The sequence below is a fragment of the Oscillospiraceae bacterium genome (assembly GCA_022483045.1).
Classification (GTDB): Bacteria; Bacillota; Clostridia; order Oscillospirales; family Acutalibacteraceae; genus Caproicibacterium.
In genome coordinates this window covers 56,715-74,707 of sequence record JAKVOA010000001.1, presented here as the reverse complement: position 1 = coordinate 74,707, position 17,993 = coordinate 56,715, and the positions used below count along the sequence as shown (strand labels likewise).

Sequence of the window (17,993 nt, the reverse complement as noted above, 5' to 3'; positions counted from 1 at the left end):
GACGATTATGCAAAAAAGTTGCTTTTTTAAAGTTTTGTCCCTATAATAAAAGCAAAAGCAAAGTGAAACGCATTTTCCGGCATAATTCACTTGCAGCAGAAAGGAGCGGGACCCATGGCCTACCTTACCACGCAGATGAAGCTGCCCTTTCAAATAAATGAAATCATCACCATTCATTATTTTGAGTACGCCAAGAATTTTTGTTTCTTAGGGGAAGAGCACAACTTTTGGGAATTTCTCTATGTAGACCGCGGCTGTGTCGAAGTGCGCGCCGCAGACAAAACGGTTATTTTAAAGACAGGCGACATGATCTTTCATGAACCGATGGAGTTTCACGCGCTAAAAGCCATACAGGGCACCGCCCCCGACCTGGTTGTCGCGTCCTTTGTCTGCACCTCGCCGGAAATGGACCGCCTGCGCAGGGGGCTGTTTCATATTGACGATACAGAAAAGGTGCTGCTCTCTAAAATTATTATGGAAGCGCGCAGTGCCTTTTCCACACCGCTGAATCTGCCCTCTGTCGAGCAGGTGCAGCGCTCCCCGCAGTCAGAGTTCGGCAGCGAACAGCTTATCTGCATTTATTTAGAAGAGTTGCTGATTCAGCTTTGCCGCAAGCAGGCCCACCTGCCAGTGGTACAGGCCGCTCTGCTGCCCGCCGGGGCCTCCCCCTCTGCTGCTGTGTCGTCCTCTAAAGAGCGCGAACAGCTCAACCGCATTTTCGAGTACCTAAAGTGCCACGTTTCTGAGCGGCTGACGGTGCCGCAGATTTCCGCCGCCGTGCTCATCAGCCGCTCCTGTATGCAGCAGCTGTTTCATAAATCCATGAACTGCGGCATTATGCAGTATTTCAACCGTATGAAAATCAGCGTAGCAAAGCAGCTGATTCGCGAGGGCAAGCGAAACTTTTCGGAAATCGCCGAGTGCCTGTCTTTCAGCAATGCCTCTTATTTTACGCAGTGTTTCCGCCGCGAAACCGGCATGACCCCCATGGAATACGCGCAGTCTGTCAGCTCTATTTCAAACGCCCTCAGTCACCGCGGCTTAGCGGAAAAAGAGACAGCCGCTGTAACCGCAGCAAACGAAACCGGACCAAAGTAAAAATACAGAAGCGGCGGCCAAACGGCTGCCGCTTTTTTGTACAGGCCGCCGGGCCGCTTTGGGGCGGCCTGTTTGTTTTGGTTCTTCCTTTTTCCTTTTTGCGGCAAATATTTTATTAAAAATTCTTATATTTTACATAAATAATTCTTTATTTGCTTGACTTTTATATTCTTTTTGCACTATCATGAGCAGGGATATACGAAAGAGAAAGGCAGCCACATGGGTATGTTTTCCTTTCGTGAAAATGGAGGTGTTGGTGCAACATGGTTGCAGAAATTCTCGCAATTATCATTTTTCTAGGTATGTTCCTGCTGATCATCCTCAACAAATTCGAGCGGCACATGGTGACCCTGGTAAGCGGTGCACTGGTGCTGGCCGTAGTCTTTGGGCTGTGCATGCACAGCGGTACAGCGGTCGTAGAAACACTGAACCTGCAGTGCCTTGCTACGAAAGGCTTTTGGTACGGCAAATCTTCCGGTGCGACTTCCGGCATTAACTGGTCTACCATTATTTTTATCTGCGGCATGATGATTATGGTGGAGGGCCTGGGCAAAGCGGGATTTTTCCGCTGGATCTGCCTGCTGGTCGCAAAAAAGGTACATTATCATACCGTGCCGCTGCTCATCTGCTTTATGGTGATGTCCGCTGTACTTTCTATGTTTATCGACAGCATTACCGTTGTGCTGTTTTTTGCAACGGTTACTGCAGAGATTGCAAAAGTAATGGAATTTAACCCTGTACCAATGATTATTTCAGAAATTTTCTGCTCAAACCTAGGCGGCGCAGCCACCATGTGCGGCGACCCGCCAAATATTATTATCGGCACGAGCCTAGGCTATACGTTCTCTGATTTTATTTCAAACACTGGCGTGATTGTAGGCATCTGCTTTTTGCTGACGCTTCTGTATTTCTGGCTTTGCTTCCGCAAAGAACTGAAACAAAGTGAAAACAACCGCACGCAGACCACAGCTTACCCTCAGCCGGCCGGGGCCATTACCAACAAAGCAGCCTTTTCCTGTGCCACGCTGATTTTTATCACAGCTGTTGTGCTGCTGATTACGCACGCACAAACAACCCTGAGTGTTGCCTTTATCGGCGTGATTGTCGCGGCGCTGACTGTTTTGTGCACCTTCCTTACTTCGGGGAAAGAAAATACCAAATACATTTTTACGCACCTAGATTACAAGACCCTGCTGTTTTTCATCGGTCTGTTTGTCGCGGTGAGCGGTCTGGAAAAGACCGGTGTGCTTGCCTCGATTGCTTCCTTTATCAGCTCCGCAAGCCATGGCAATATGATGATTATGCTGGCAATTATCCTGTGGATTTCCGCATCGGCCAGCGCCTTTATCGACAACATCCCGTTTGCGGCCACCATGGTCCCAGTCATCCGCTCAATAGCAGCCACACAAAATGTACCGCTGGCTATCCTTGCGTGGACTCTTTCGCTTGGCACTGACCTTGGCGGCAATGCAACACCGATAGGCGCCTCTGCCAATGTTGTGGGCACCTCCGTTGCCGCAAAAGAGGGACACTTAATCAGCTGGGGGCAGTACTGCAAATACTGTGTTCCCGCAACCCTGCTGGTAGTGGGAGCTTCCATGCTGTGTCTGTTTAAGATCTATCTGTAATCCGCATAAACTGCAGAAAGGGAGGCTGTGTTTATGAAAAAGCAGATTATTGTTACCCTTGGCCGTGAAGCCGGCAGCGGCGGCCACACCATTGCGCAGATACTTGCAGAAAAGCTGCAAATTAAACTGTACGACAAAGATATGATTAAAGCTGCCGTGCTGACCAGCGGGTACGACAAAGATATGGTAGAGCAGCTGGACGAAAAGCCCGTCAACTACCTTACATACCGTAGAATCGGCAGCTACTCAAATTCTCTGGAAGAAAACGTGGCAGAAAAGCAGTTTGAATTCATCAAAGGCCGGGCCATGGCAGGTGAATCTTTCGTTTTGGTAGGCCGCTGCGGCGAATACCTGCTGCGTGACAATCCGAATACGGTGCGCATTTTTGTCCTTGCTCCGCTCCAGTATAAAATTCACCACATGATGGAAGAGTACAGCTTTGAAGAAGACGTCGCGGCTGCGCGCATACGCAGCGTTGACCACAAGCGAAAAGCCTATCACAACCACTACAGCGATATCAAGTGGGGCGACTCGCGCGGCTATGATCTATGTATCAGCAGCAGTAAAATGGGCATTGCAAAAACTGCCGAAGTGCTGTTTGACTACATTCAGGTTTTCCGCAGCATTTAAAATTTCAGCCGTATAAAGCCTGCTTTGTATGCGAAGGACATGCAAAGCGGGCTCTTCTTTCGGGCCTGTTTCCTGCAAAGCAGTTCCTATCTCAGCCCTTCTTTAAAACCGTGAAGTGCAATCTAAACTTCTGTTTTTCTGATATCATATCTTTTTTACGACTCTGCTTTATTTGCTGGCGACCGTTCATCGAAAAAAGAGGCTGAAACCTGCTTTGGGGGTTCCAGTCTCTTTTTCCAGTCTTTCATTTTTAATACTGCTCACGCACCTGTGTAGGAGCGAAGGAGCGACTCAATCTCTTTGCAGATTTGGCAGTTTTGGAATTGGAAAGACGTAGGCAGGGCTTTCCGCTGTGCAGGAGAAAGCGCCTGCAGTGCGGGCACCAGCAGCTGCTCGCAATAAATCTTTTGAAAAGCTGCGCGCAGCCGGAACTGCATTTGGTAATTTAGGTCTTCAGAAATCGGCGAAAAGCCACTCTGCTCTAGGAAATGCAGAACGCCCTGTGCACAGTCTTTTTCTTTGTCCTGTGTCCACCCCTGGCGAATCGGCGCCGTCCACTGCATCCAGGGCGAATCGTCTTTAGGGACAGCCAGCCCCATGACCTGTGCATCTTTGTAGTTCCAGAGCGTCCACGAAACATGACTTGCTTCGCAGAGGTCCAGCATACTTTGGTCAAGGCCGCGCATAAAGGCCATGTTGTCTTTCTTAAACTCGCAGCCCAGCTCCCCGCACCAGATGGGGCGCTGGAACTTTTCGCGGATCGCCGCCTGCTTTGCAAAAGTTTCCTTTAAGATGTCCTGCCGCTTTGCTTCCGGGAAATCGGGGTCCATGACCTGCGGATTCCAAACAGTTGGGTAATAATGGAACTCCAGCGCAAGGTTTGCGTCTTCCAGGCAGCGCAGGGTAGAAAAGTCCATCGCAAAGTGGTCGCCTTCCAGAAAGATGACGTGGTCAGAATCCACCTCACGGATTGCCCTGATGCACGCGGCGTAATAGGTATTGAGGTCCTCTTTGTCGGGGATGAAAAATGGCTCATTTAAAATGTCATACCCACCAACCCACGGGTTGCCGCGGTAGTGCGCCGCAATATGCGCCCAAATTTTCACAGCCTGTTCCCGAAAGCATTGATACTGCCAAAACAGCGGAATACCGACGGCATTATCACTGTGCCAGTCGGGGTTCTGCGCACCGGGCGCGGCGTGCAGGTCGATAATCATATAAATCTGATAGGCTGCGCAGAGCTTTGCCACGCGGTCCAAGTAGAGAAAGCCCTCGTCTTTCAGCTGCTGCGGATTTTCGTCGTCCAGAAAATAGTGGTAGTTTACGGGAATACGAATGGAATTGATGCCGATACTTTTTAAATAGCGAAAATCGTCCTCCCCGACAAAGCAGGTCAGGTAACTGTGCAGCAGCGCGGCCGCCTCCTGCGCGCCCAAGGTCTGGCGTAGCGTCTGGCGAATCAGCTGCTCAGAGCCGGGAATGCCAATCATGTAGTGCTCCAAGTTCATCCAGCTGCCAAGCCCGATTCCACGCATGACAAAGTCCTGCCCGTCCACCGAAAAATTGGTTCCGTCCGTTTTTATAAAATAATCTGCCACAGCGAATCTCCTCACTTTTCCAAATTGATTTTCTATACTATACCGCATCCTTTCAAAAAAGAAAAGTTTGAAAAATCATCGTCCCCAGGGAGAAAAGAGCAGCTATCTTCCACCCTGCTTCCCGCCGGAACGCCGCGAAATTCTATCGACTGAGCAGTCGCTCTAAGCGGGAGCTTCTGGTGCGCCAAATTTCGGTACGAAAGATGCAGCATGGCAGCGCACGACATTGGCCCATGGCTGCGAGGTTCGTTTCGGTATCGTTTATGTGAATCACAAGACGCAGCAGCAGATTTCAAAAGGCAGTGCACAGTGGTACAGGAATGTCATGGTGTGCAATGACCGGAATTTATAATTAGAATACCAGACTTTTAATACAGCACAATTCTGTACAAATGCAAAGACGCAGTTCAGGCCACAAGGAAAAGGTCTGCGCTGCGTCTTTTTGCGGGTGAGCGGACTTGCGTGCAGTTATGAGCAAATTATTTTTATAAGTACCATTTATTGTACATAAAATGCACTATGATAAAAGGAAGTGACAGTTTTCCATATTATTTTGCTTGCAAAAGAGGCCCGCAGAAAAAGCTGCAGGCCTCTGTCCAAAATGGAGAGATTAAATTAAAAATACATGGAATTTACTCACTTTACATTCCTTTTGCAGGAGAAATTAATATTGCATAAGTAGTATACCCTAAAAATGAACTGACTGCAAATTAAAAATTTGCAGGAAATATGGGAATGTGCTTGAAAATTGAAAAATTCGTGCTATAATGAAGCCAATCGCTCACTCAAAGTACATATGAAATAACTCATGGAGTTGTAATAAGGAGGAACGAAAATTTTGAGAGTTATAGGACAGCTGGAACTCAAGGAACCGCAGTTTCCACTAGACTACCGGCCCACGGTTCTATCCCTTTTTAAAAAAGGGCTTTCTGATTACAGCGGCGGCGAATTTTTCAAAGAGTTTTACGACGGAACAGCTGCAACAAAGCCTCTGTGTTTTGCAGTTGGCTTTCCGCATGAGATTCAGTTTGAAAAAGACAGAATCCTTTTGCCGGCGTGCAACACTCACATCCAGATAACCTTCAGCAGCGGAGATGTGCAAACCGGCATTGTAATGTACAACGCTCTTTGCTGCCGCAAAGGAAAAAACTGGCCACTGCCAAGCGGAAACACGATGACGCTGACAAAGCTTTATATGCCGCCGGAAAAATTGGTGCACAATACGTCACTGATTGTAAAAGCACTTTCTCCGATCTGTGTTCGGGTAAAAGAAGGAGAAAAAGAGCACTATGCCTCTGTGGCGCAGCCAGATTTTGAGGAAAAGCTGCGGGAGCAGCTCATTCGCCGCTTTCGCGGAAACCACAGCATTACAGATGAAATGCTGAAAACATTTCATTTTTTGCCACTGCATATGAGGAAGACGGTGGTCCTACATTACCGGCAAAAAATTGAATGCAGCGTAGGAACGGCGACAATCAGTGGCTCACCAGAGCTACTGTATGAACTGTATGAGAATGGACTTGGCTCGCGCTGCAGCGCCGGATATGGACTGCTGCAGATTCTACAGCAAAGATAATGGGAGGTGAGAAGTTGTCAGACGTAGAGAGATCCGAAGAGGAAGTGTACCTGTACGCCAACGATGCCCTGTACAATGCGGGCCTGCTTGGCTGTGCACGAGTACTTGACCGAATGGAACAAACAGACGAGCACTGCTATTACCGGACCGGTGAAAACGGCTGCAGCATTTATGTGCAGCCGGAGGCTTTTTCAGAAAAATTTACAAAAGCATATTTTGAGAAACTTATTGAGCAGTACGGAAATGACACGGTATATAAAAATCTAATGGATGAACTTGCGTACATCACTTCGGAAAATGCCAGACAAAGCGAAAATTACACAAAAAAGCTGAGCAGTTGTATCAGCTTACTCTATGCAAAACTGAAACGAAATTCCTATCAGGCCGGATTTGAAATCCTTAAAACGCACTATGGCATAAATTATGACTTTTTAGCAACTGCAAAAAGCATTAAAAATGAAGCAGACCCGCAAAAGCAGCTGTCTAAGCTGAAAGAGATTGACGAACAGCTCAAAAATAAAGATGTCAGATATGTACTCCTTTTAAAAGATATTATCTATACCCGTGTACAGGAGTATTGGACAGGCGTTTCTTTTCTACACAAGCAAAAAAACAAAGAGCCATTTGAGCAAGCCTTTAACGATTATTTTCTTGATGCTATTCAAAAGTATAAGACTAAAAAAGGTAAGAAGTCAATAGACTGTTTTCAATGCGGAAGGACACTGCAGTCTGGTGCATCGTCAACTGCATGGGTAAACGAAACCGTGCCAGATGTCAAGCGGAAAACAGACAGCTTTTGGAATTATAAACCGGATATTATGATGTGCCCGTATTGTATGCTGGTTTACGCCTGCGTACCGCTTGGCTTTTCAACTTTTGCACACGAGGGCGTGTTTGTCAATGACTGCCGCAGCATTAAGGCACTAAAAAGTGCAAACAACTTTAAAGATGTCAGCGAAGAGCTAAAAGACGATCCCTTTGCAGTTGTTATCAATCGATTCACCCTAACAGCAGAGGAAAAAGAAGCAAAGAATCAGGTGCAAAATATTCAGGTCGTACGCTGCTCCAATGCCCATTACACAGTCAACAACCTGACAGCTGACATGCTCATTGCCTTTCAGAACTTAAATTTGACTTTTGAGAAGTTGTTAAAAGCAAATTCCCATTTATTCCACAGAACGCTGGAGCGTGTACTCAACAACCAGGAGCTTTACGGAATGATGCTGAGCGGTTATCGCGAATCCCTGAAAAACGGCTACGGTTTCGGCATTTACAGCTGGGTACTCGATATACAAATAGAAATGTTTGGAAGAAATAAGGATAAGGAGACCGTGAGAATGGAAAAGAGTTACAAATGGACAGCCTACAAAGCGGGTCAAGCTCTTAGAAAAACCGTTCAGGCTGTGAATCCGAACAGTGGAAAAACAAGAGCAAACGAAAAGCGCTTAGTTGGGGTTACTTACCGTCTGCTGAATGCACTGCAGAGCGATGACTATAAACTTTTCATGGATACCATGACAAGGCAGTATATCTCCCTTGGACTGACGATTCCAAAAGTATTCTGCAATGCAATTCAAGACACAGAATTATTCCCAGTTATTGGTCATGCCTTTATACAGGGCCTTAACAGCAGTGCTAAACCAGAAGAAAACAGTAAAACCGATACAAACACAGAAAATGAAAGCGAGGACAAATAAATGAAAAAGGGCGGACTTACTTTAAGCATGATTTTCGAGGCAGAAAGCGGAAACTATGGGGAGGGCGCTGGCAATATTTCTTCCCTCAAGCACATGACACGTGCAGGCGGAAAAAACTACACATATATTTCCCGTCAGGCACTGCGCTACAGTATGATTCAGCAACTGCAGTGGGGCACAACACCGGTTGTAGCCTCTGGCAGCGGAGAAAAAACAGTTGTTCAGTTTCAGCCAGCTTCTTCTGTCAAAGATTATCCGGAAGTGGACCTTTTTGGCTACATGAAAACAATAAAGGGTAGCAATGCCAATACGCGCCCTGCGGTTGTTCGGCTGAGCAATGCTGTCTCTTTAGAACCGTATGCTGCAGATATGGATTTCCTTACTAACATGGGGCTTTCCAAACGTGTGGATGCAGACAATTCGATTGCGCAAAGCGAAATTCACCATTCCTTTTACGCTTATACCATTACGATCGACCTTGACCGTGTGGGGGTTGACAAAAATGATGACACCAACCTGCCAAATGAAGAGCGCTGCAAGCGTGTAAAAGAGTTTCTCGACTGTGTGGAATTTCTTTACAGGGATATTAAAGGCCGCAGAGAAAACCTTGCACCAGTGTTTGCCATTGGCGGCGTGTACGAGCGCAAATCGCCATTTTTTGAAAACCGCCTGAAACTTACCGGCAGCAAACTGGAAATTCCCGTGCTGGCCGAAACAAGAGAGGCTGTAAATGAGCCGACTTTGGTCGGCTACATTGACGGAACATTTAGCAACAGCGAAGAAATTAAGCAAGAACTTGCACCTATCAGTATTGCAGAATTCTTTAACAAGCTTAAAAAACAGGTGGAGGATGATTATGCGGGCTGTTAGAGTGCTGGCCGAACAAAACATGGTATCCTACCGGATGCCACAGAGCCTGATGATTAAAGAGAGCTACCCACTCCCGCCTTACTCCACAGCTATCGGCATGGTACATGCTGCCTGCGGATTCACCGAGTACAAGCCTATGAAAGTCAGCATTCAGGGAGACTTTGCGAGCAGCGTGCAGGACCAGTACACGCGCTATGAATTCAGCAGCAAAATGCTATATGAAAAAGGCAGACAGAATGTCCTAATGCAAAAGGATGGCCACAACTATGGCATGACACGCGGACTTGGCAGTGTAGAGCTGCTCACTGATGTAAAACTGATTCTGCACATTATTCCGGAAGAAGACGCACTGTGTGAAACTATTGCGCACGGTTTGACTTATCCGAAAAATTACTTGAATCTCGGCCGCTGGGAAGATTTGCTGCATATAGACGATGTGCAGATAACGGATTTGCAGGAGGAGACAGTAAAAGAAGACAGAATTCAGCTTGACTGCTCCGCATGGATACCCGAAAAAATTGAAAAGACGCTGCAGCAAACGGTTCGTCTTTCATTTACTCCTAGTGGTACAATTTACCGGCTGCATAAAGCCTATACCATATCCAATTTAAATCTACGTAATTGGCACGAAACCGTTTCTGCACGCTATGCGGGGCGACAAACCGTCATTGGAAAAGGTGGGCGCCTGCTTACTGACAGAAGGCCGATTACAATCAAAAATATGCCGTATGCCGGCAGAGAAGTTATTCCGGTGTTTCCGGCGTAAAGAGAGCGCTATCTGCTGAAAAGGTGGATAGCGTTTATCTTTTTTGAAGGAGGAATTTTTTGGTAATCTATGCGAAAAGTGCAGAAAAGCAAACTCTGCAGGAACACATCAGCAACTGTCTAACATGCTATCAGGATTTGAAAAGGATTTATCAGGATAAGCTTTCTAAAAGGGAATGGAGAATTTTATACTGGGCAGTTGTATTCCATGATATGGGAAAAATGGATGCGCATTTTCAAAATAAAATTTTAAAAGCAGTTGGTAAACCTGCAATCGCCGAACAGGGTACTGAGTTCCCGCACAATTATTTAAGTCCTGCTTTTTTGGATATTGATTATTTTATGGATGATCTCCTTTTTAACAAAGATGAAATGGAGTTGCTGATAAAGATAGTCTTCTACCACCATGCGCGGGAAGCTGTTATCGGGAACTATAAAAGCATTCTTTCCAATTATATTGAAAAAGTTCTGGCCAAGCGCTGGCGCGATGTGCAGGCGGCAAACCATATCCAAAAGATTAACGGTTTAACAAAGGAACTGCAAACAGAATTTATTTCATCTATCGACTTTGTCAGCGACGAGTGGCTGGAGGACAAAAAGCAGGAACAGTTTATCAAACTGAAAGGAATGCTGAACCGAATCGACTACTGCGCAAGTGCAGGCATACCGGTGGAAGAAAGAATCAATGATCAGGACGGCAGGCTGTATTCTGAGAAGACAGTTGCATTTATGAAAGGACATGGCTTTTCGCTTCACCCTGTACAAAAATACCTGAAAGAACACAAGGGACAAAATGTCATTGTACAGGCAAGCACCGGCTGCGGCAAAACCGAAGGGGCCCTTTTATGGCTTGACGGCCAAAAAGGCTTTTACACCCTGCCGCTCAAAGCAAGCATCAATGCCATTTACGAAAGAATAACTAACACCCGGAATATAGGTTACAGCAAAGCTGCTGTGTTGCATGGAGATGCCCGGGCGGTTTATCTGGAACAAACAGCAGGCGGGAATAAAAGCGAAAATCAAAATGATGAACAGGCATTGGAAAAATACCAGCTTGCCAGTCTCTTTACGGCGCCGCTGACAGTCTGCACGATTGACCAGCTGTTTCGGTTTGTATACAAGGCAAATGGCACAGAAATTGCTGCCGCGGCGCTTGCCTGCGGAAACTTGGTAATCGATGAAATTCAAATGTATTCGCCAGAACTGATCGCTTCTATTCTGTATGCGCTGCATTTCATCAGCGACCTGGGTGGACACTTTTGTATCATGACAGCTACATTCCCTAAAATATTAATAACCTTAATGAGAAGATACAAAATTCCGTGCCCAACTAAAGCGGAACTGCCAAATTTCCATGGAGCGGTTCCCTACCGCCACCGCATTAAGCTGCTAAAAGGCAGCGACTTTCCGTTAGAGGAAATATGCAGTCAGGCAAAAACAAAGCGTGTTCTAGTACTGGTCAATCGAGTTAAAAAAGCGCAGGAAGTCGGAGAACAGCTGCATGAACTGGGAGCCAAAGTGAATATTCTGCACAGCCGTTATCTGCGCAAACACAGAAAAATACTGGAAAAGAAGATACAGGCATTTGCACCGAATGACAGCAAAAGAAAACCAGCCTGCAGTGTCTGGGTATCAACGCAGGTAGTAGAAGCATCTCTGGACCTTGATTTTGATGTACTGTATACAGAACTGTGTACCGTTGATTCCTTACTTCAGCGTATGGGCCGCGTATATCGCGATAGGAAGTATGACCTGGGGGAAGAACCCAACGTGTATATACTTGCAAATAAAGATATCGGCTCAGCATCGCATTGTATTATCGATGAAAAACTGTATGCGTACACATTGGCTGCTGTACAAAAATATGACGGCTGCCTGCTACGGGAAACCGACCAGCAGGACGATAAAGCCGATATGATTGACCTTGTTTATGATGAAACGAAAAATCCTGAAATTAAAGAATCAGATTACTGTAAAAAGATTATAAAGACTTACACGTATCTTCAGGAAAACAGAATGTATGCTATCGTTAAGGAAGATATACATTTTCGCGATATAACTTCAACAACAGTTATGCCTAAAAAGATTTATGCACAGCTGCAGAAAAACGGTGTCTTGGCAGCATGCGAGAAACAAATACAGCACGGAAGCAAAGCTGAAAAAATTAAGGCTCGCGAAAAGGTCATGGATTATACCGTATCTGTGCCCAATATGGGGCTGGACATTGAGCCTGCAAGCAATGACCACTTTTTCTTGCACAATCGAATCGGCCTTTATAATGGCAACTACGATTTTGATGAATCTACTGAGAGCGGAGCAGGACTAATCTCAAAATATAAGGACAAAAAAGGGAAAGAGGAATATGCCGAATTCTATTGAAGAGAACGGTGAAATGTATGGCCGTATCAGCGGCATGATGGTTTACTACTACTTCGTGTGTAAGCGCAAGCTGTATTATTTCTGTAAGAATCTGCACATGGAGCAGAACAACGAAAATGTCGAACTTGGAAAGCTGCTTGATGAAACAGCCTACAGCAGAGCAGAAAAACATATTACGCTCGATAACCTGATATCCGTTGACTATATCGAAAAAAGTTGCATTTTACATGAAGTCAAAAAAAGCCGGTCGATTGAAGAAGCCGGAATTTGGCAGCTAAAGTACTATCTTTGGTGTTTCAAACAGCGCGGCGTGGAAAAGCTGACTGGCGAAATAGATTATCCCCTGCTTAAACGCACAGAGATGGTTAAACTTACTGAAGATGACGAAAAGAATTTAGCTTGCGCCATTCAGGAAATCAAAAAAATACAGACACTAAAATTGCCACCCGCATACGAAGGCAAAAAATTCTGTAAAAAATGTGCATACTATGACCTTTGCTTTATATGAGGTAAAGTAAAATGAAAAGAAGTATCTATATTTACACAAACGGGGAACTGCATAGAAATGACAATACCCTTGAATTCATAGCCTATGATGGTACAAAAAAGAGTCTGCCAATTGCTGAAGTTTCAGACATTTACCTGATGACCGAAATGAACTTCAACACCAAAATGCTTCAATTGATCTCTAAATATGGGGTCTTGATTCATTTCTTTGATTATTATACAAATTATGTGGGAACATATTTTCCTAAAGAAAATCTGTTGGCCGGGAATGTATTGGTACAGCAGGTTCAAGCTTATCTGGATGAAACCCACAGATTGAGGTTAGCACGCGGTTTTGTGCAGGGAGCAACTGACAATATTTTGCGAAACTTACGATACTATAACAACCGCGGTCTTGCTTTGCAGGAAACGATGAATGCGATGCAGATATTTCGTGATCAGACCGACTGTGCCGCCAACATTCTTGAGCTTATGGGATATGAGGGAAAAATACATACACTGTATTATTCTGCCTTTGAAAAGATTACCGGCAGCAAAGCAGAGTTTAAAAAGCGAGTACGCCATCCACCGGATAATATGATGAATACCATGCTTTCTTTCATCAATGGGATGATATATGCCAGGTGCTTGGGCGAAATCTACCGCACACAGTTAAACCCGACTGTTAGTTTTTTACATGAACCTGGTATTCGGCGTTTTTCTTTAAGCCTAGATATTTCTGAGATTTTTAAGCCATTGATAGGCGACAGACTGCTTTTTTCCTTAATAAATAAGAATCAAATAACAGAGCAGGATTTCACCCGAGAATTAAACTGCTTGCATCTAAAGAAAAAAGCTTCGCAAATCATTGCGCAGGCGCTCGATGCCAGATTGAAAACGACCATTCGACACCGTGAACTTAAAAAAGGAGTTTCTTACCAGTACCTAATGCGCTTAGAATGTTATAAACTAATCAAAGACATTATGGGAGAAAAGCTGTACAAACCCTTTGTAATCTGGTGGTGAAAAAATTTGTATGTTATTTTAGTTTACGATATTGCAGAAGAAAAAAATGGCGCAAAAAGGCAACGTAATATTTTTAAAATCTGTAAAAAGTATCTTACACATATACAGGACTCTGTTTTTGAGGGAGATATTACGCCGCCGCATCTGGAATGTATGAAACAAGAACTGCTGCGGTGGACAGATAAAAATCTAGATTCGGTGATTGTCTTTAAAAGCCGAGAAGAACGTTGGCTAACAAAAGAGTTTTATGGAAAAGATGAATCTGCTGTTACGTCAAATTTTTTATAACAAATCTGTCGAACCCCGGTCGGGAAAAAGTGATAAGGGCACGACAGCAGAAAGCACTAGGAATAGCTTGCATTATGAATCAGGAAGTACTATAATATGAATAATTTGTAAATAGTTTACACGTTTATCATTGTATTCTGCCCAAATTGGCTCTTTTAATCTCTCCATACTGGAATGTAAATACAGGTCAACAAGTTTTTTTCCGCGGCGCTGACAAGGCTTTTAATCTCTCCATACTGGAATGTAAATGTGAGCTATTCCCCTTTGGGACGATTATTAAGGCTCCTTTTAATCTCTCCATACTGGAATGTAAATTCAATCAAAAATGACCACTCAGCACGCACTCTTGCCTTTTAATCTCTCCATACTGGAATGTAAATATCAAGCCCGTACCTGTGACGCGGGATATAGTCAACTTTTAATCTCTCCATACTGGAATGTAAATTCAACTACAATCTCGCTCGACTGCGACAACCCGCGCTTTTAATCTCTCCATACTGGAATGTAAATTATTACGATGCAGACGGGAGTCTGCATTATAGCATCTTTTAATCTCTCCATACTGGAATGTAAATGCGTTTGTGCGGAAAGCAATTCCGTAGTTAGACACTTTTAATCTCTCCATACTGGAATGTAAATTGCAGGCGCTGCTTGCTAGCTATCTCGGCTGGGTCACTTTTAATCTCTCCATACTGGAATGTAAATATGTACTCATGCTTGTAAGCGTCCTCGTTGACAGCCTTTTAATCTCTCCATACTGGAATGTAAATCGAAAAACAATCTGCTGTCCGGTCGGGCTATATGTCTTTTAATCTCTCCATACTGGAATGTAAATGCTTTTTCAGCAGTTTGTCCAAACCCTTGACTTCACTTTTAATCTCTCCATACTGGAATGTAAATCCTCGTTGACAGCTTTAAGTTGCTCAGCCTCAACTACTTTTAATCTCTCCATACTGGAATGTAAATGCTCAAAAAGTCGCAGAAGGAATTAGACAGCACAGCTTTTAATCTCTCCATACTGGAATGTAAATACGATTGGGCTTGTAGTTTTAGCCATTGCTGCGCCTTTTAATCTCTCCATACTGGAATGTAAATAATCTCTTTGCCAGCAACTCTGCTGCTTTAAGTCTGCTTTTAATCTCTCCATACTGGAATGTAAATAGGAGGAAAAACCAAAAATGAACATTTATGAGAAGCTTTTAATCTCTCCATACTGGAATGTAAATCCGAAACAGCGAGGCAGACACGGATGGGCATTCAGGCTTTTAATCTCTCCATACTGGAATGTAAATCAAGTATTTGATGTAGCCATGTGCGACCTTGATTGACTTTTAATCTCTCCATACTGGAATGTAAATGCGAGCTTGTAAAACGTATGTCCACAATTTTTGATGTCTTTTAATCTCTCCATACTGGAATGTAAATCGAGGCTGGTCAGCTAGAATCGTTGGATGCTACTCCTTTTAATCTCTCCATACTGGAATGTAAATGTTGGGCAATATGTTAACCGTAACGGTGATAATGTCTTTTAATCTCTCCATACTGGAATGTAAATGAAACTAAAAAAGCCACCAGCGGCGCCGGTAACACCCTTTTAATCTCTCCATACTGGAATGTAAATCAGATATTTAATATATCCGCGTGCGGATTTGATTGACCTTTTAATCTCTCCATACTGGAATGTAAATGAAATAGCATTCGATGGTGACGAAAAAAGTGGAAACTTTTAATCTCTCCATACTGGAATGTAAATCAGAACTGGACACAGTGCAGAAGCGTATTGAATTGACTTTTAATCTCTCCATACTGGAATGTAAATACTGCCCCCGCAGTTATCTATGCAGGAATTTTCTGACCTTTTAATCTCTCCATACTGGAATGTAAATTAAAGCGCTGCTTAGCGTCAACTGACCAGTCACGCACTTTTAATCTCTCCATACTGGAATGTAAATGTTTGAGTGCGAGCCGGATAATGGATTACTACCATCTTTTAATCTCTCCATACTGGAATGTAAATTTTCCGGGGATGTGGCAGGAAATCTGAAAAATCTGCCTTTTAATCTCTCCATACTGGAATGTAAATAAAAAGGCATGGATGACAGTCAAATTACAGGGACGGCCTTTTAATCTCTCCATACTGGAATGTAAATTAAATAATTCGCAGCTGGTCAAGCATAATTTGCACCTTTTAATCTCTCCATACTGGAATGTAAATTCCGTAAAGGAACTTGTTAACGTTAGCAAGCAAATGCTTTTAATCTCTCCATACTGGAATGTAAATCATGGCAAAAGCTGATTGACCGCTTCCCAAACGCTTCTTTTAATCTCTCCATACTGGAATGTAAATCATCGCAGGAAGCGGGGAAGAATCAGATTGGGACGCCTTTTAATCTCTCCATACTGGAATGTAAATGACAACGTTGTTTCGTCAGCTTCGCTTGGGAGAGTCTTTTAATCTCTCCATACTGGAATGTAAATGACAACGTTATTTCGTCATCCTCGCTTGGGAGAGTCCTTTTAATCTCTCCATACTGGAATGTAAATTGTAACTGAAAACTGTTTTGTGAGAAGCAAAAAAACTTTTAATCTCTCCATACTGGAATGTAAATCAGAAATTTTGAATGATTACGAAAATGGTAAAGTACTTTTAATCTCTCCATACTGGAATGTAAATCGGTAAATTGTTTTTGTTTTGTCGTCAACCCAGCCGCCTTTTAATCTCTCCATACTGGAATGTAAATGTTGATATCGACAGAACTCGCGGCCGGAGCAAACCCTTTTAATCTCTCCATACTGGAATGTAAATAGCACCAGCAGCATAGATGGAAACAAAAAATCTTTTCTTTTAATCTCTCCATACTGGAATGTAAATCACAGCGCAGGGCGATTTTAAAGCTGGATATCCGGCTTTTAATCTCTCCATACTGGAATGTAAATCGCATATGAGGGACGCCTAAAAAAACGGTCTGCCACACTTTTAATCTCTCCATACTGGAATGTAAATCAGTTTGTAGTATTTTACACGTACAATCCGCCACGCCTTTTAATCTCTCCATACTGGAATGTAAATCCTGTAGTGTCCGGGGCAGAAATGCCCGCGGCTTTGCTTTTAATCTCTCCATACTGGAATGTAAATCTGCGCAGTACTGACTGCTGTATGCTGCGGATTTTTCTTTTAATCTCTCCATACTGGAATGTAAATGGTAAAGACAAGCTTAATCTAATTGACTGTGTGGGCGCTTTTAATCTCTCCATACTGGAATGTAAATTTTCTGACATTCCATGATGGGAGTTGTGACGTGTATTCTTTTAATCTCTCCATACTGGAATGTAAATTTGTACCCGGTTGAAACAATTTCGTCATTTTTTACAACTTTTAATCTCTCCATACTGGAATGTAAATTGACTGCGGAATCAATTTTGGCCTTGTTTTGTGGGTCCTTTTAATCTCTCCATACTGGAATGTAAATGAGTATCAAGAAAATGTTGAGTACGCGATAATCAGGTCTTTTAATCTCTCCATACTGGAATGTAAATTGACGAAGTTGTAATTGACGCGACTCAAGACCAGCACTTTTAATCTCTCCATACTGGAATGTAAATTACAATTTGTCAGCATGCACAAATCTAAACAAATACACTTTTAATCTCTCCATACTGGAATGTAAATCTAACTACGGCTCTTAAGGATGTTAACAAAACAGCCTTTTAATCTCTCCATACTGGAATGTAAATCTCTCTTTGCTCGCTTGCAAATCGTCTATTATCTGCCTTTTAATCTCTCCATACTGGAATGTAAATATGACAGTGAAGGCTACGCTGATAATAAAAGCTTAAGCTTTTAATCTCTCCATACTGGAATGTAAATGAATATGGAACGCAGGAATATGAAGAAATGGAAGAACTTTTAATCTCTCCATACTGGAATGTAAATGTCATGCAAAATCAGCTT

General features: G+C 43.7%; 12 protein-coding genes and 1 CRISPR repeat array (1 of these 13 only partly in view). Of the genes, 11 read left to right on the top strand and 1 reads right to left on the bottom strand.

The genetic code is table 11. From position 1 onward, the window contains the following. Positions 1-114: 114 nt before the first annotated feature. From LKE53_00350 to LKE53_00340, 3 genes are all read left to right on the top strand, one after another. Positions 115-1,098: an AraC family transcriptional regulator gene (locus tag LKE53_00350; GenBank protein MCH3971215.1), complete on the top strand. Its 984-nt coding sequence runs from the start codon at positions 115-117 to the stop codon at positions 1,096-1,098. 263 nt (positions 1,099-1,361) lie between these two features. Continuing rightward, complete coding sequence (locus LKE53_00345; protein MCH3971214.1) at positions 1,362-2,726, top strand: citrate transporter; 1,365 nt, start codon at positions 1,362-1,364, stop codon at positions 2,724-2,726. Positions 2,727-2,759: 33 nt separating this feature from the next. After that, positions 2,760-3,356: a cytidylate kinase-like family protein gene (locus LKE53_00340; protein ID MCH3971213.1), complete on the top strand. Its 597-nt coding sequence runs from the start codon at positions 2,760-2,762 to the stop codon at positions 3,354-3,356. Positions 3,357-3,616: 260 nt separating this feature from the next. Here LKE53_00340 and LKE53_00335 read toward each other — a convergent pair whose 3' ends face one another. Then, positions 3,617-4,954 (bottom strand): glycoside hydrolase family 5 protein, encoded by a 1,338-nt coding sequence (locus LKE53_00335; protein ID MCH3971212.1) that lies wholly within the window; start codon positions 4,952-4,954, stop codon positions 3,617-3,619. Between the two features lie 838 nt (positions 4,955-5,792). Here LKE53_00335 and cas6 point away from each other — a divergent pair. From cas6 to cas2, 8 genes are read left to right on the top strand one after another with little or no spacing between them, the layout of a single operon-like run. Further along, complete coding sequence (cas6, locus tag LKE53_00330) at positions 5,793-6,530, top strand: CRISPR-associated endoribonuclease Cas6 (GenBank protein ID MCH3971211.1); 738 nt, start codon at positions 5,793-5,795, stop codon at positions 6,528-6,530. 14 nt (positions 6,531-6,544) lie between these two features. Next, positions 6,545-8,227 carry a type I-B CRISPR-associated protein Cas8b1/Cst1 gene (gene cas8a1, locus LKE53_00325; GenBank protein ID MCH3971210.1) on the top strand — a complete coding sequence of 561 codons (1,683 nt, stop codon included), beginning with the start codon at positions 6,545-6,547 and terminating at the stop codon, positions 8,225-8,227. Continuing rightward, complete coding sequence (gene cas7i, locus LKE53_00320; GenBank protein MCH3971209.1) at positions 8,228-9,097, top strand: type I-B CRISPR-associated protein Cas7/Cst2/DevR; 870 nt, start codon at positions 8,228-8,230, stop codon at positions 9,095-9,097. Continuing rightward, entirely contained in the window at positions 9,084-9,863 is a 780-nt protein-coding gene (cas5, locus tag LKE53_00315; GenBank protein MCH3971208.1) for a CRISPR-associated protein Cas5, read from the top strand. The genes cas7i and cas5 overlap by 14 nt, the downstream gene beginning before the upstream one ends. 59 nt (positions 9,864-9,922) lie before the next feature. Further along, positions 9,923-12,241 (top strand): CRISPR-associated helicase Cas3', encoded by a 2,319-nt coding sequence (gene cas3 / locus LKE53_00310; protein MCH3971207.1) that lies wholly within the window; start codon positions 9,923-9,925, stop codon positions 12,239-12,241. Between the two features lie 13 nt (positions 12,242-12,254). Beyond that, positions 12,255-12,749, top strand: coding sequence for a CRISPR-associated protein Cas4 (gene cas4 / locus LKE53_00305; protein MCH3971206.1), 495 nt, complete (start codon positions 12,255-12,257; stop codon positions 12,747-12,749). An 11-nt stretch (positions 12,750-12,760) separates the two neighbouring features. Then, a complete protein-coding gene (gene cas1b / locus LKE53_00300) occupies positions 12,761-13,753 on the top strand; it encodes a type I-B CRISPR-associated endonuclease Cas1b (protein ID MCH3971205.1) in 993 nt (330 codons plus the stop codon). Positions 13,754-13,759: 6 nt separating this feature from the next. Further along, positions 13,760-14,041: a CRISPR-associated endonuclease Cas2 gene (cas2, locus tag LKE53_00295; protein MCH3971204.1), complete on the top strand. Its 282-nt coding sequence runs from the start codon at positions 13,760-13,762 to the stop codon at positions 14,039-14,041. 152 nt (positions 14,042-14,193) lie between these two features. Continuing rightward, a CRISPR array of direct repeats spans positions 14,194-17,993; the repeat unit is 30 nt; unit sequence CTTTTAATCTCTCCATACTGGAATGTAAAT; it runs 1,234 nt beyond the window's last position.